Raw genomic sequence first — 14,222 nt, forward strand, 5'->3', positions numbered from 1 at the left:
CATTGCTCCTTCCCAAACGTTCAAACGTAGGATGTTTGGTTATTTTACACCGGAAGAAAACATTTTGCAATAAAAAAGACCATTTCCCGGCAGGAGGGAAACGGTCTGGGTATTTAAAGGATTCTTGTAAGCTTCTCCGGATTGGAGATGGAGTATACGGAACGAATTTTACCCGTTTGTTCATCAGGTTCGAACAGATAGACCTTAACGGGCTCGTTATCCTTGATTTGCAGCAATCCTTGCTGTCCGCTGACAATAATCGGCTGCCAGCTTCCTTCAAAGGCGCCTTTCCTCGCAATGCCCTCCAAAAAGGCGATAATTCTGCCCGGACCCATAATCGGATTAAGCGCAGAGCGCACGATGCCTCCGCCGTCCGTCAGCATGACCGCGTCATCGGTAAGAAGATGGATGAAGCTTTCCAGCCGTCCCGAATAGATCGCTTCGGAGAAGGACTGCACGAAGCGGGTCATGGATTCATCGAGCGTAGCCTTATTCTCTTCGCTTCGCGAAGAAGAGTGACCGATCTTGGCGGACGCACGGCTGAATATTTTCCGGCAGGCCGCTTCGGATTTATCCAGCAAGGCGGCGATCTCCGAGTATTCATAACCGAAGGATTCCCGCAGGACAAATACGGCACGCTCGGGCGGCGTGCAGTTCTGAAGCAGCACGAGTAGGGCATAGCCCAACTGTTCATGCTGAATCACATTATCGAGAGGCGAGGATTCCGGGGTTCCGTCACTGACCGGCTCGGGCAGCCATTGTCCCGGGTAGCTCTCGCGCTTGCGCGGAGCCGATTTCATTACGTTTAAGACTCGATTGGTGAGGAGTTTGACCAAATACGCTTTTGGATGCGAGATGTCGATGCCATTAAGCTTGCTTACGGTAACGAACACATCCTGGACCGCGTCTTCCGCTTCACTCATCGAACCCAGCATCCGGTAGGCGATGGAAGTTAGAAGCGGTTTATACTCCCGGTAAAGCTGTTCAATATCCAAAGCTGTATCGCTAGCCGTCAAATCTTATCGACCTCCAAAATTTAACTATTTTGATCATACTCTAACGAACGGCAATAAACCACCCTCATCCCGAGGAGTGGTTTATTTGGCTATTAAAGGTGACGCTTAATTCACGAAACAGTCAGGGAACATGCCTGTTGCAATCGCTACGCGGTTCCAGCTGTTGATTGCGTTTATGGCTAAAAGGAGTCCTACATATTCCTCTTCGGTAAAAGCATCTTATGATTCCTCCATTTATCTCGTATCTGTCGGTTTCGTATCTAAGACAATCGAACGGCCGGATTTGTGACAGGGGGCGAAGAAAAGATTTATTAATTTTGTTCCCGTCTTTGAGTTCATAGGTGGGGAAAGAGCTGGCCAAGTTTATAAAAAATGCCTTGACGCGGGCCGCTAATCCGGATTACACTAACACCAGTTATTTAGTAAATTAGTAAATTACTAAATAAGTAAATACGATCATATGATTAAACGCAATCGATAGGAAATCCATGATTAAGCTAGCAGCAATCAATCGGAAAGAGGTGAGTACAGCAGCTCAGTTGTATCGTCGAAATGACACTAGGGATCGTTTCTCGATCCCATCGCCAATGCAAAAAAATCTTACGAATCACGAGGTAGTTGTTATGTTCTCCAATCGTTATGTGCGTACGATCATTGGTTCCCGGGTGCTGCTGCATCTCGGGATATGGATTCGAAATTACGCGGTATTGCTGTATGTTACGGATCTCACTCACAATAATCCGGTTTATGTCTCTCTTATTTCGGTGGCGGAATTTGCCCCTATCTTCCTGTTCGCCTTAATCGGAGGCACCTTTGCCGACAGATGGCGTCCGAAGCGGACGATGGTGGGGAGCGATCTGCTCTCGGCGCTCTCCGTTGCAGGCGTGCTGCTTGCGCTGATCAACGGCGGATGGATCGCCCTGTTGATCGGATCCTTTATATCGGCGAGCTTGTCGCAATTTTCCCAGCCATCCGCAATGAAACTATACAAACGCCATGTTCCGGGCGAGCAGCTGCAAGGCGTCATGGCAATGTCCCAAACCCTTGCCGCGGTTTTTACGGTTCTTGGGCCGGTTATTGGCACGCTTATTTTTCTGAAGCTTGGCATTCATGTCTCCCTTATTCTGACGGCCGTCTTATTCCTTGGATCATCGCTTATTCTGGCAACGCTGCCCCGGGATGCGATCGAACGGCATTCCGGCTTTCAATCCGGCTTTATGAGCGAGCTGACAGCCGGCATTAAGTACGTATGGTCGAACCAGACTCTGCGAACCTTGTGCCTTAGCTTTGCGGTTGTCGGATTCGCTTCCGGTCTAACGCAGCCGCTCCAAATTTTTATCGTGGTGGAACAGCTTGGACAGTCAAAAGCCTTTCTGCAATGGCTCGTCATGACAAACGGCGCCGCCATGCTGATTGGAGGTGCCGCGATGATAGGCGTAGCGAAAAAAATACAGCCGCAGCGTCTGTTCATCGCCGGTCTGCTAACTACGGCGATCTGCACGATTGGCATCGGCATCTCCGCGTTGATTTGGCTGACCATCCTCTTATTGATCATTAGCGGATTGGTATATCCGGCCATTCAAGGAGGCATTCAAACGCTCATCGTGCGCAACACCGAGATGGCCTTGATGGGACGCGTATCAGGGGCTATTATGCCTGCGTTCATGGGGATGATGGTTGTCGGCATGTTTTTGTCGGGCTATTTGAAGGACGCATTCTCGTTGTCGACCGTCTACGCCTTAAGCGGCGTTATTATCATGGCAGGCGTGCTTATTTTGCGGCAGCTTCGAGAACGTCAACCGAATAAATAGGGTAGGCCTGCACATAAATTCTTTCCAAACGTGCAAATTAAGGAAATCCAAATGCCGTTGAGAGGGGTACCGACAACCATGTCATACCATAAAGATCTGCCGCAGTTTCCCGAGTCCTATTGGACTGCATCCCAGCATGAAAAGGGTAAGTTTCCGAAGCTTGAATCAGACGAGGCAGCCGATGTGGTTGTGGTAGGCGGAGGGATTTCCGGTATAACAACCGCTTATTTGTTGAGTCAGGAGGGCCTTCGGGTTGTGCTGCTCGAAGCGGGAGAGATTCTGAACGGAACGACCGCTCACACTACCGCAAAAATCACGGCGCAGCACGATCTGATTTTTGACGAGCTCATCCGCACGGAAGGCAAGGAAAAAGCTTCGCTCTATTACGGGGCCGCGAAGGACGCCATGGACTTCATCCGCGGAACGATCGGCAAGCATGAGATTGATTGCGGTTATACCGAACAGGACGCCTACGTCTATACCCATCATGCCGATTATGTCGTCAAAGTGGAAAACGAAGCGAAAGCTTATCAGGAGCTAGGCATTCCGGGTGCTTATTTGGACAAAATTCCGCTTAACCTGCCGCTCTTCGGCGCTGTTCGGATGGATGCGCAAGCGCAGTTTCACCCGCTCAACTATTTGCTGAAGCTTGTTCGGGAATTTCTGAAGGCGGGCGGCAAAATCTATGAACAGACAACCGCCGTAGACGTGGAGCATGTGGATACGCCGAAAGTGATGACTAGCGACGGACATCGGGTGGGGTGCAAATATGTTGTTTCCTGTACCCATTTTCCGTTTTACGACGGTCAAGGCTTTTATTTTGCAAGAATGCACGCGGATCGCTCCTATGTGCTTGGCTTGCAGGTGGAAGACGAGTATCCGGGCGGCATGTATCTGAGTGCCGAGGATCCGAAGCGCTCCGTGCGTTATGCCCCGCTCGAAGACGGGAATAAGCTGATTATTCTAGGCGGGCAAAGCCATAAGACGGGACAAGGGATCTGCACGATCAATCATTATGATGAGCTGCGGAAGTTTGCGGAGAATCAGTTCAAGATTAAAGAAATTTCCTACAGGTGGTCTGCCCAAGATCTGGTTACGGGAGACAAAATACCGTTTATCGGGCGCATTACGGCGTCTCATCCCGACGTCTTTGTCGCTACGGGCTTCCGCAAATGGGGGATGACGAACGGTACGGCGGCTGCCCTCATTATCCGGGATCTTATTATGGAAAAGGATAACCCGTACGCGAAGCTGTTTACGCCTTCCCGGTCCCTGTCATGGAAAACAGTCGGCAAGCTGATCTCGGACAACGCGGATGTTGCGAAGCATCTGATTTCCGGCAAGCTGGAGTATGTCAAGAAACGTCCGGAGCAGCTTGAAAAGGACGAAGGCAGCGTCGTGCAGATTCAAGGCCGCCGTGCAGGAGGATACCGGGATAAAGACGGTCAGCTCTTTCTCGTCGATACGACCTGCACGCATATGGGCTGCGAGGTGGAATGGAATAACGGGGAACGGACCTGGGATTGCCCTTGCCACGGCTCGCGCTTCTCGATTACCGGCGAAGTTGTCGAAGGACCGGCGGAAAAGCCTTTAGTGCGCTTGTGAAACAACGAAAACCAGCCCACATTCCTAGTCATAGGGATAGGGCTGGTTTTTTCGTGCTGCCTATTTATCGGCGATAAAAGTTGCGCTGAGATGCGCGAGGATCTCTTCCGGCGTATAACCGCGGACCTCCCGCTGGAACAGATACGATTCGCTGCTTACGCCATTGAGGAGCATATCGGCGCGGAATACGCTGTTCGGCTCGGGCTTACCTGCAGCGGCAAGCATCTCGTCAAACAGCTGAACAAGGATTTCATGCAGCTCATGGTAGAGAGGGCCTTTTTGCCGGGTGCTCGGCCGGTTGGCTTGCGAAGAATCCTCAACGCCGCGCAGCAGCTGTGATTTCTTTTCGCGGAACTTGATAAACAAGCCAAGAATACCCTTTAGTCTGGAGCTTGGCGAGTCGGAGTGATGATCTTCGAGGTAGGCATAAATATCCTCGAATAAAATTACCAGATTGTCTTTCATAAGATCCAGGCACAGCTCGCTTTTGTTGCGGTAACGCCGGTATAGCGTACCCGGCCCGATTTGCGCTTCGGCGGCAATCTGATTCATACTGACCTGCTCCACGCCATGCTGTTCGAACAATTGAAGAGCCGCATTTAATATCCGCTGACGGTTCTCGGCGGCATCCCGGCGTTCGGGCTTCAGTGGGTGATTCGTTGATTCTTCATTCATGACCGGATCACTTCCTATCTGCGAAACATGATTTTTAGGTTTGGTTGACAACCGGAGAGGTCTCCGTTTAATATCAAGAGGAGAGTTCTCCGCTTATATTAACATAACCGTTAGGAGTGTGTACAACCGATGTTGAACGCGAAACGAAGCGCATTTGTAATCATGGACTTGCAGAACGGAATCGTATCCCGGTTTGCGGATAACAAAGAGGTTATTCAACCTTTTCAGAAAGCTTTGGAGGCTGCGCGGAAGCATGGGATTCCGGTTATTTTTGTCCGTGTCGGCTTTAACGAAGGCTATCCGGAAGTAAGCCCCCGCAATAAGTCATTTTCGGTGGTTGCGCAGCACGGCGGCATGACGATCCATGACGATGCCACGCAGATTCACGAATCGGTGAAGCCGCTGCCGGGCGAGCCGGTCGTTACGAAGTTCCGGATCAGCGCTTTTGCCGGAAGCAATCTGGAGGTTATTCTTCGCGCGAAGCAGGTCGAGAATCTTATTCTCTGCGGCATCTCGACAAGCGGAGTTGTATTGTCTACGATCCGCGAGGCGGCAGACAAGGATTATGCCATTACCGTATTGCAGGATGCCTGTCTGGATGCGGATCCCGAAGTTCACCGCGTCCTAACCGAGAAGGTCTTCCCGCGTCAGGCGGACGTGAAGACGGTTGAGGCCTGGATCGAGACCTTGGGATAGAGCACCCGGCAGCAGCAGGAGGAAGGGAGATGACAGGTATGCCTATTTGGAAAAGAAACCTGTTCGTCTGTTGGTTTGGCGTATTCGTCGCAAGCATCGGCATGAGCCAGATCGCCCCGGTGTTGCCTTTGTACATCCACCATCTGGGCGTTTCCGATACCCGAATGGTAGAGCAGTATTCCGGTTTAGCGTTTGGGATTACCTTTATTCTGTCCGCCGTGTTTTCCCCGATATGGGGAATCGCGGCGGACAAATACGGGCGAAAGCCGATGCTGCTGCGGGCCAGCCTCGGCATGGCGATCGTTATTTTCAGCATGGGCTTTGCCCAAAACGTGTATGAGCTGATTGGCCTTCGCCTGCTGCAGGGAATCATTACAGGATACGCCTCGGCTTGCACGGCGCTGATTGCAACGCAGACCGAGAAAGCCCATGCCGGCTGGGCGCTTGGGACCTTGTCTACGGCCGGGATTGCGGGTTCCTTGTTAGGTCCGTCGATCGGCGGTTTCATAGAATTGCATTTCGGCATGCGGAATGTGTTCTTTATTACCGGAGTTCTTTTATTGTTCGCTTTTCTAACAACCTTGTTGTTTGTGAAAGAGAATTTCACGCGCATAGACCAAAAAGCGCAGAAGATGAAGGAAGTCTGGGGCAGTATCCCCGAGAAGAACCTGACGATCACTTTGTTCGTGACGTATTTTGCCTTGACTCTCGCCATGTATTCCATTGAGCCCGTGCTAACGGTGTACGTAACAAGCTTAACGAGCAGTACCGAGCATGTGGCTTTGCTGGCCGGGTTTATATTTTCCGCGTCCGGGCTGGCCAACATGATCGCCGCGCCAAGGCTCGGCAGGCTTTCGGATAAGATTGGCGCGCACAAAGTGATGCTGGCCGCTTTGATTGTTGCCGGACTGTTGTTTATACCGCAGGCATTGGTCCATCAGCCTTGGGAGCTTATGGCGCTTCGATTTTTATTGGGACTGGCGGCTGGTGGACTAAATCCGTCGGTTAATATTCTGATCAAAAAAATCACGCCGGATGCTCTCACGGGAAGGATGTTTGGTTTTACAATGTCTGCCGGTTATTTAGGCGTTTTCATCGGTTCGATTCTCGGCGGGCAAATAGCGGCGTGGTTAGGCATCCGGGCAGTCTTTTTGACAACGGGAGCCATCCTGCTGCTGAACGCGTTATGGGTCTACGCGAAAGCTTACAAGACGCTCAATCTCAGAGCGGCAGCCAGCCGTTAATTTTTTTGCGAAAATGGGTTTACCTCGGATTCGTTTTTTGTTATTATAACTGCAATATGAAATGCAATGACGAGACGAGTAGATAAATCAATTCTTTTCCAGAGAGCTCCGGCATGCTGAAAAGGAGTAAAGAATGATTTATTGAAGAAAGACTCTGAGCAGCGCATCGGAACCGGCAAGGCTGGGGATGGTGTGACAGGAGCTCCTGTTATAGAGCTAGAGTATAAGCATTGGGACTGCAATGCCGTACTTGAAGAGGCTGATATGGCGACATATCCGCGAATTTAGGGTGGTACCACGGGTATTCAAATCTCGTCCCTGAGACTACGGTCTTGGGGGTGGGATTTTTTTATTTTTCGCGGCTAGCAAAGGGATTTGTACCGCATACATGTAAGGTATAAGGTACGGCATACAAAATCAGACTGAGAGGATTTGAAGAACAAATGTCGCAAAAACTTAAAGTTGGTATTGTTGGTGGAACGGGCATGGTTGGCCAGCGCTTCGTGCAATTGCTGGATCAGCATCCTTGGTTTGAAGTAACGGCTATTGCCGCAAGCGCAGGCTCGGCAGGCAAAACGTATGTGGAATCGGTTCAAAACAGATGGAAGCTTGACACTCCAATCCCTGAAGCGGTTAAAAATATCGTGGTCCAGGACGCATCGAAGGTCGAAGAGGTTGCTGAGGGCGTTGATTTTGTATTCTGCGCGGTAGATATGCCTAAGAAAGAGATCCAGGCGCTCGAAGAAGCTTACGCGAAGACGGGTACGCCTGTCGTGTCCAACAACTCGGCTCACCGCTGGACGGCGGACGTTCCTATGGTTATTCCCGAAATCAACCCGGAACATCTTGAAGTTATTGAAGCCCAAAGAAAACGTCTCGGTACAACGACCGGTTTTATCGCGGTAAAACCGAACTGCTCGATTCAAAGCTATGTACCGGCGCTTCATGCTCTTCGCGAATTCAAGCCAACTACCGTCGTAGCTTCGACGTATCAAGCGATCTCCGGCGCAGGCAAGAACTTTACGGACTGGCCGGATATGCTGGATAACGTGATTCCTTACATCGGCGGGGAAGAAGAGAAGAGCGAGCAGGAGCCGCTCCGTATCTGGGGCAGCGTTGAGAACGGCGAAGTCGTGAAAGCAAGCGCTCCGCTGATCACGACGCAGTGCATCCGCGTTCCGGTAACGGACGGTCACCTTGCTACGGTGTTCGTGAATTTCGAGAACAAGCCTTCGAAGGAAGAGATCCTCGCGCGTTGGTCCGAGTACAAAGGCCGTCCGCAAGAGCTGGGTCTGCCAAGCGCGCCTAAGCAATTCATCACGTACTTCGAAGAAGAGAACAGACCGCAAACGAAGCTCGACCGCGACATTGAAAAAGGAATGGGCGTATCCGCAGGCCGTCTGCGCGAGGATACCCTGTACGATTTCAAATTCGTTGGCTTGTCTCATAACACGCTCCGCGGTGCGGCCGGCGGTGCCGTATTGATTGCGGAACTGCTCAAGGCGGAAGGTTATATCCAACCGAAATAATAGAGATTGTTTGCAGCAAGCTCCCCCCAGAATAGCGGGTAAGGAGCTTGCTGTTTTGCTTTCTATTTGCTTTCTATTTGCTTTCTAAGAGAAGGAGGAGAACAACAAATGAAATGCGCCGTATTGGATGATTACCAGAACGCTGCATTACGTATGGCGGATTGGTCGCAAGTGACGGATCGGATCGAGGTTCAAGTATTCAATCATCATTTCGAGAATCAGGACGAGCTTATCGCTTCCGTACAGGATTGCGAGATTGTTGTCGTCATGCGGGAAAGAACGCCATTCCGCAAGGAGCTACTGCAGCGGCTGCCTAACCTGAAGCTTCTCGTAACAACCGGTATGCGCAACGCTTCCATTGATCTGGCCACAGCTGCCGAACAGGGAATTACGGTATGCGGCACAAAAGGGGGAGGCGAGGGGACTACCGAGCTGACTTGGGCGCTTATTCTCGGTCTCGCCCGAAAGCTGGTGCCGGAGAACGAAGCGGTTAGAAACGGCGGCTGGCAAAGCACGATTGGCGTCGATCTTCATGGCAAGAGGCTTGGCTTGTTGGGACTTGGCCATATCGGAACCAATGTGGCAAGGATCGGACAAGCCTTCGGCATGAAGGTGACGGCGTGGAGCCGGAACCTGACGGCAGAGAAAGCTGCGGCAGCCGGCGTTACGCTGGCTGGCTCCAAGGAAGAGCTGCTGGAGAGCAGCGACTTCGTTTCGATACATTTGGTGCTAAGCGATCGTACCCGGGGCTTGATTGGTGAAAAAGAGCTGGAGCGGATGCGGCCGACAGCTTTTCTCATTAACACTTCGCGCGGCCCTATTGTGGAGCGGAAGCCTTTGCTTGAAGCTCTTAGGAGCGGCAAAATCGCCGGAGCAGGGATCGACGTATTCGAGCAGGAGCCGCTGCCTCAAGACGATCCGTTCCGCTTGCTCCCGAATGTCCTTGCGACCCCGCATATCGGTTACGTAACGGAAGCGGCGTACCGCGGTTTCTACAAGGGCATTGTAGAAGATATCGAAGCGTATTTGGCAGGTTCGCCGGTGAACGTATTAACATAGTTTCAGAAAAAGAGATAGACTGCCGGTTATGCCGACAGTCTATCTTATTTTTATTTAACCAGCGGCGCTTGAATTAAAGTCGAGAATTTAAATTGATGAACATGACCATCGTTGAAGGTCGTCTGGCCTTTTACAAAATGAACGTGCTTGCCTCTTCCGACGGGGATAGCAGGACCAGTCGTAATTTTTTTTAATTTATGAAAATGATTAAAGAAATCCGTATTGGTCAAGTCAATTTCATGAACATGGCTATTTCCTCGCGGTATCGCCTGTCCGGTAACACCTGCGAAGCGATGATTATGACGATCATTTCCTTCTTCGGCAAGCTGAGTGCTGCCCAGAAACTCATGGACATGACGTTGCACCTTGTAACAAGGTGCAGCTTTTTTGTTAATTGTCGCTCTTCTTCTAAACATAGTTAACAATCCTCCTAATGATAGAACTGCTTCCATGGTATTAAAGTAAGGATCGACCCGTTCTAGGCTATCAGTAAACTCGCTATTAAAAAGGGCGGGTTTTTTTCTGTTTCCTCAATTGGAATAATTCATGAATAATTTAAGATCACTTGGAAGAAAATTAGAAAACCTACTAAATCGGGTAGTAAGGAGACAACGATTATGGCGAACGATAAACCGAATCAGCCGCAGGACGAATCGCGCAGAAGGTTCCTTAAATATTCCGGTACAGCGCTTGGCGGGGTAGTGCTAGGCGGGGTCATCGGAGGACTTGTAGGTTCGAATATGAAGCAGACGGTGAAGGAAACAGCACCGGAACCGGGCAAGTCGGGGACTGCACCAGAGGATAGAGACTATAATCAGGCGCTGATGTTTTTTAGTCAGGATCAGTTCTTGACGGCGGAAGCCGCAGCGGAACGGCTCTTTCCGAAGGATGATTTGGGTCCTGGCGCCAAGGAGCTGGGGGTAGCCTTTTTCATCGACCACCAGATGGTCAGTCAATACGGCTATAATGCCCGGGATTATATGCTCCCGCCTTATTACAAGGCGGAGGAAACGCAGGGCTATCAGCTCATCTTCAAACGTCGAGAACTAATCGCGTTAGGATTGGATGCCCTGAATCAATACAGCAATACCAAATACCAGAAGCCGTTTGTCGAAATTGCGCCGGAGGATCAGGATGCCGTTCTGACCGCTTTTGAAAAGAACGATACCAGCATAAAGGATTTCCCTGCGTCGAACTTCTTCGCGATGTTTCTCAATCTGACGCTGGAAGGAGCTTATGCTGACCCTCTATATGGGGGCAACCGGAATATGGCAGGCTGGAAGATGAGAAATTTCCCCGGCAACCAGATGAGTTATACCGAATACGTAGACAAAGACGAGTTTGTCAAACTTGATCCGTTAAGCTTGCACGATCATCTTGAGCTCGGATAGATAAGGGGTGAAGCATAGATGGCAACTACACTACCAAAGGTTCCCGTTGTTATTGTCGGAATGGGATGGGTTGGCGGCATCATCGCCGCCGAGCTGACCAAAGCCGGAATTTCCGTGGTTGGATTGGAACGCGGCAAAAGCCGTGATACGCAGGATTATTACCATGTCCATGACGAGCTTCGCTACGCTGCCCGTTATGAACTGATGCAGGATTTGTCCAAAGAAACGGTAACGTTTCGAAACACCATGAAGATGAGAGCATTGCCGATGCGTACATACGGTTCCTTTTTGCTTGGCGACGGTTTAGGCGGGGCCGGGGTTCACTGGAACGGTCAATACTATCGGTTCCTCCCTTACGACTTCGAGATTTACAGCAAGACGGTGGAGCGTTACGGCAAGAAAAAAATTCCGGAGAATATGACGCTTCGCGACTGGGGCATTACCTATGATCAGCTCGAGCCTTACTTTGTGAAGTACGAGCAAATGGCGGGGATATCGGGAGAGAAGGAGCTGCCGTCCAATATCGGGAAAATGTCCACTCCATTTGCTACCGGTCCCATGAAGAAGACTCCGGGAATGAAGCTGTTCGAGGATGCGGCCAAGAAGCTAGGCTACAATCCTTATGTAATCCCTTCGGCCAATCTGTCGGAGCCTTATAAAAATCCGGATGGCGTTGAGCGTGCTCCATGTCAATACTGCGGGTATTGCGAGAGGTTCGGCTGCGAATACGGCGCGAAAGCCGATCCCGTTGTCACGGTACTCCCGGTTGCGAAGCAGACGGGGAAATTGGAGGTCCGCACCCATTCCAACGTGATCAAAATCAATCATGAAGGCAAAAAAGCAACCGGCGTCACTTACGTGCATACCCCGACCGGAGAAGAATATATACAGCCTGCCGACGTCGTTATTCTTGCAAGCTACGTCTTCTCCAATGTAAGACTGCTGTTGCTTTCCAAGCTAGGCGAACCGTATGATCCGCAGTCGCAAAAAGGCTCTGTCGGACGCAATTACGCTTACCAAGTAAACGGTGCCAGCACGAGCATTTTTTACGAGGATCGCGAATTTAACTTGGCTATGGGCGCGGGCGCGCTTGGGAGCAGCATCGATGATTTCAACGGCGATAACTTTGATCACAGCGATCTCAAGTTTCTGCATGGCGCCAACATCCGGTTTACGCAGACCGGTCTCCGCCCGATTCAGTATCAGCCGGTCCCGGCCGGTACGCCGAAATGGGGAGCCGAGTTCAAAAAAGCGACGATCCATAATTCAAACCGCGTGTTGTCGGTTACCGGGCAAGGCGCCAGCATGCCGAACCGGTATCACTTCCTCGATCTTGATCCGGAATACAAGGATGCGCTTGGATTGCCGCTTATCCGGATGACCTTCGATTTCGAGGATCAGGACCGCGAGCTTGTCAAATTTATCGCGCAGAAGACGAAGGAAATCGCCGATCAAATGGGCGGAACAAAGACGGAAATTCACGACTCGCTCAAGCAATACAACATTGTTCCGTATCAGTCTACCCATAACACGGGCGGAACGATAATGGGAACGGATCCCAAGACATCCGTCGTCAATAATTACCTGCAAATGTGGGATGCGGAAAATGTTTTCATCTGCGGTGCATCCAACTTCTCGCATAACAGCGGATATAACCCTACCTCAACGGTTGGCGCGCTGGCTTACCGGACGGCGGAAGGGGTTCAGAAGTACATCGATAAAGGCGGTTCACTCGTGTGAGCAATCAGCATGGCGAAGCGGCTGAGACTGTCGGCAGCGATCTGATCAGTCATCTGACCGAGCTTCGGAAACGCCTCATTTATGTGGCCGGCTGGTTTTTGGCATCCTTAGGCGTGGGGCTGTACGCGGCGCCGAAAATATTGACCTTCGTCAAAGGACATTTGGGAGCCATTGAGGTGGAATGGAGCGTCTTTGCTCTCTCGGACGGCATAGCAGTGTATATGAAATGCGCGCTGCTCGTAGGGATTATCCTGACGCTTCCTTTCCTCATGTACCATCTGTGGGCATTCGCAAGACCGGGCATGACGGACGCGGAGGCCAAAAGCACCTTGGTCTATGTACCGACCTCGTCCTTGCTGTTCGTTGGCGGCGTGTTATTCGGATACACCGTAGCCCTGCCGATGATGATCCGGTTCATGATCAAGCTGAATCAGTCGATGGGAGCTCAAGAGGTGTACGGCATCCAGCATTACATGTCTTTTCTGATCAGCTTCCTGCTTCCGATGGGGGTTGCTTTCGAGATGCCGCTCGCTATGACATTTCTTACCCGAATCGGGATGCTGACTCCGGGCAAAATGAAGCAGGTGCGAAAATTTGCGTATGTAGGTCTGGCGGTTGTGGGAACACTTATCTCACCTCCGGATTTTGTATCCCATTTGTCCGTGACCGTTCCACTCATTCTGCTCTTCGAGATCAGCGCTTTTATATCGGCGCGTTATTATAGGCGGAAGTTTGCTGTACAAACGACTTGATTGTGGAGGGATCGTATGTTTAACAACGTAGGAATTTCAGGGCTGATTATTATTTTGGCTATCGCTTTGATTGTTTTTGGGCCGGCAAAGCTGCCTCAGCTTGGACGGGCCTTTGGCGATACGCTGCGCGAGTTCCGGAATTCAACAAAAGGGATTGCCGATGACGAACCGGAAGTCAAATCCAACGTTATCGAGCTGGAACAGACAAAAAATTAAAAGCGAAAAGGAGACAGCCGCAATGAAAATCCATAAGCTGCTTATGATTGCCGCTCTCGCCGTAACCGTGATGGGAACGGCTGCGGGATGCGGATCAAACTCAGGCAAGAACAACAATAATGCCAACACGGGCGCAAGCAATAACGCCGGTACCAATGCGGGAACAAACGCCGGAACAAACGCAGGGACCAATGCCGGCAATAATGCCGCAGGCGGTGGCGGATCGAAGGCGATCACAATCAAAGCGAAGAACTTCGAATTTGATCAGCCGGAAATCCGCGTCAAACAAGGCGACAAAGTAAAGATCACCTTGAACAACGCCGAGGGCTTCCATGGCTTCGCGATTCCGGATTATAACGTCGATATCAAGGAAAACAACGGTACGGCGGAATTTACGGCCGACAAAGCCGGCGAGCATGAATTCCATTGCTCGGTTGTATGCGGCGCAGGCCACAGCAAGATGGTTGGCAAATTAATCGTTGAATAAG

Annotated in this window: 14 protein-coding genes, 1 pseudogene and 1 other annotated feature; of the genes and pseudogenes, 11 read left to right on the forward strand and 4 right to left on the reverse strand. The window is 50.9% G+C overall.

Translation table 11 applies throughout. The annotated features are described in order from the left end of the window. Window positions 1-113: 113 nt before the first annotated feature. Together EV294_RS18110 and EV294_RS31110 are read right to left on the reverse strand one after the other, a co-directional pair. Window positions 114-1,016 (reverse strand): sigma-70 family RNA polymerase sigma factor, encoded by a 903-nt coding sequence (locus tag EV294_RS18110; RefSeq protein WP_132309254.1) that lies wholly within the window; start codon window positions 1,014-1,016, stop codon window positions 114-116. 105 nt (window positions 1,017-1,121) lie between these two features. Beyond that, window positions 1,122-1,229 (reverse strand): annotated as a pseudogene (locus tag EV294_RS31110) (carboxymuconolactone decarboxylase family protein); the annotation flags it as partial. A 410-nt stretch (window positions 1,230-1,639) separates the two neighbouring features. Here EV294_RS31110 and EV294_RS18115 point away from each other — a divergent pair. Next, window positions 1,640-2,827, forward strand: a complete 1,188-nt coding sequence (locus tag EV294_RS18115; protein WP_132309256.1) for an MFS transporter — start codon at window positions 1,640-1,642, stop codon at window positions 2,825-2,827. A gap of 78 nt (window positions 2,828-2,905) precedes the next feature. Continuing rightward, window positions 2,906-4,432, forward strand: a complete 1,527-nt coding sequence (locus EV294_RS18120) for an FAD-dependent oxidoreductase (RefSeq protein WP_165930724.1) — start codon at window positions 2,906-2,908, stop codon at window positions 4,430-4,432. A gap of 60 nt (window positions 4,433-4,492) precedes the next feature. Here the strand turns inward: EV294_RS18120 and EV294_RS18125 are convergent, their stop codons facing one another. Continuing rightward, the gene (locus tag EV294_RS18125) at window positions 4,493-5,107 is read right to left on the reverse strand and encodes a TetR/AcrR family transcriptional regulator (RefSeq protein WP_132309260.1); all 615 of its coding nucleotides are present in this window, start codon (window positions 5,105-5,107) and stop codon (window positions 4,493-4,495) included. Window positions 5,108-5,236: 129 nt separating this feature from the next. On the opposite strand from EV294_RS18125, the gene EV294_RS18130 reads away from it, so the two are divergent. The 4 genes from EV294_RS18130 to EV294_RS18145 all read left to right on the forward strand — a co-directional run bounded on the left by EV294_RS18130 (window position 5,237) and on the right by EV294_RS18145 (window position 9,635). After that, a complete protein-coding gene (locus EV294_RS18130) occupies window positions 5,237-5,803 on the forward strand; it encodes a cysteine hydrolase family protein (RefSeq protein WP_132309262.1) in 567 nt (188 codons plus the stop codon). Between the two features lie 29 nt (window positions 5,804-5,832). Continuing rightward, window positions 5,833-7,047, forward strand: coding sequence for a multidrug efflux MFS transporter (locus tag EV294_RS18135; RefSeq protein WP_481856081.1), 1,215 nt, complete (start codon window positions 5,833-5,835; stop codon window positions 7,045-7,047). A gap of 57 nt (window positions 7,048-7,104) precedes the next feature. Then, window positions 7,105-7,370, forward strand: a binding site (T-box leader). A 120-nt stretch (window positions 7,371-7,490) separates the two neighbouring features. Then, on the forward strand, window positions 7,491-8,576 hold the full coding sequence (gene asd / locus EV294_RS18140) for an aspartate-semialdehyde dehydrogenase (RefSeq protein ID WP_132309264.1): 1,086 nt from the start codon (window positions 7,491-7,493) through the stop codon (window positions 8,574-8,576). A gap of 108 nt (window positions 8,577-8,684) precedes the next feature. Further along, window positions 8,685-9,635 (forward strand): D-2-hydroxyacid dehydrogenase family protein, encoded by a 951-nt coding sequence (locus tag EV294_RS18145; protein WP_132309266.1) that lies wholly within the window; start codon window positions 8,685-8,687, stop codon window positions 9,633-9,635. A 50-nt stretch (window positions 9,636-9,685) separates the two neighbouring features. Here EV294_RS18145 and EV294_RS18150 read toward each other — a convergent pair whose 3' ends face one another. Beyond that, window positions 9,686-10,051: a YmaF family protein gene (locus EV294_RS18150; RefSeq protein WP_132309268.1), complete on the reverse strand. Its 366-nt coding sequence runs from the start codon at window positions 10,049-10,051 to the stop codon at window positions 9,686-9,688. Window positions 10,052-10,252: 201 nt separating this feature from the next. Between EV294_RS18150 and EV294_RS18155 the strand changes: the two genes are divergently transcribed. The 5 genes from EV294_RS18155 to EV294_RS18175 are packed head-to-tail and all read left to right on the forward strand — an operon-like array spanning window position 10,253 to window position 14,221. Continuing rightward, window positions 10,253-11,026, forward strand: a complete 774-nt coding sequence (locus EV294_RS18155) for a gluconate 2-dehydrogenase subunit 3 family protein (protein WP_132309270.1) — start codon at window positions 10,253-10,255, stop codon at window positions 11,024-11,026. 18 nt (window positions 11,027-11,044) lie between these two features. Beyond that, the gene (locus EV294_RS18160; protein ID WP_132309272.1) at window positions 11,045-12,766 is read left to right on the forward strand and encodes a GMC family oxidoreductase; all 1,722 of its coding nucleotides are present in this window, start codon (window positions 11,045-11,047) and stop codon (window positions 12,764-12,766) included. Continuing rightward, the gene (gene tatC / locus EV294_RS18165; protein WP_132309274.1) at window positions 12,763-13,518 is read left to right on the forward strand and encodes a twin-arginine translocase subunit TatC; all 756 of its coding nucleotides are present in this window, start codon (window positions 12,763-12,765) and stop codon (window positions 13,516-13,518) included. The genes EV294_RS18160 and tatC overlap by 4 nt, the downstream gene beginning before the upstream one ends. A gap of 15 nt (window positions 13,519-13,533) precedes the next feature. Beyond that, complete coding sequence (gene tatA, locus EV294_RS18170; RefSeq protein ID WP_132309276.1) at window positions 13,534-13,734, forward strand: twin-arginine translocase TatA/TatE family subunit; 201 nt, start codon at window positions 13,534-13,536, stop codon at window positions 13,732-13,734. 22 nt (window positions 13,735-13,756) lie between these two features. Continuing rightward, window positions 13,757-14,221 (forward strand): cupredoxin domain-containing protein, encoded by a 465-nt coding sequence (locus EV294_RS18175; RefSeq protein ID WP_132309278.1) that lies wholly within the window; start codon window positions 13,757-13,759, stop codon window positions 14,219-14,221. Window position 14,222 lies beyond the last annotated feature (1 nt).

Source organism: Paenibacillus sp. BK033 (genome assembly GCF_004345425.1).
Classification (GTDB): domain Bacteria; phylum Bacillota; class Bacilli; order Paenibacillales; family Paenibacillaceae; genus Pristimantibacillus.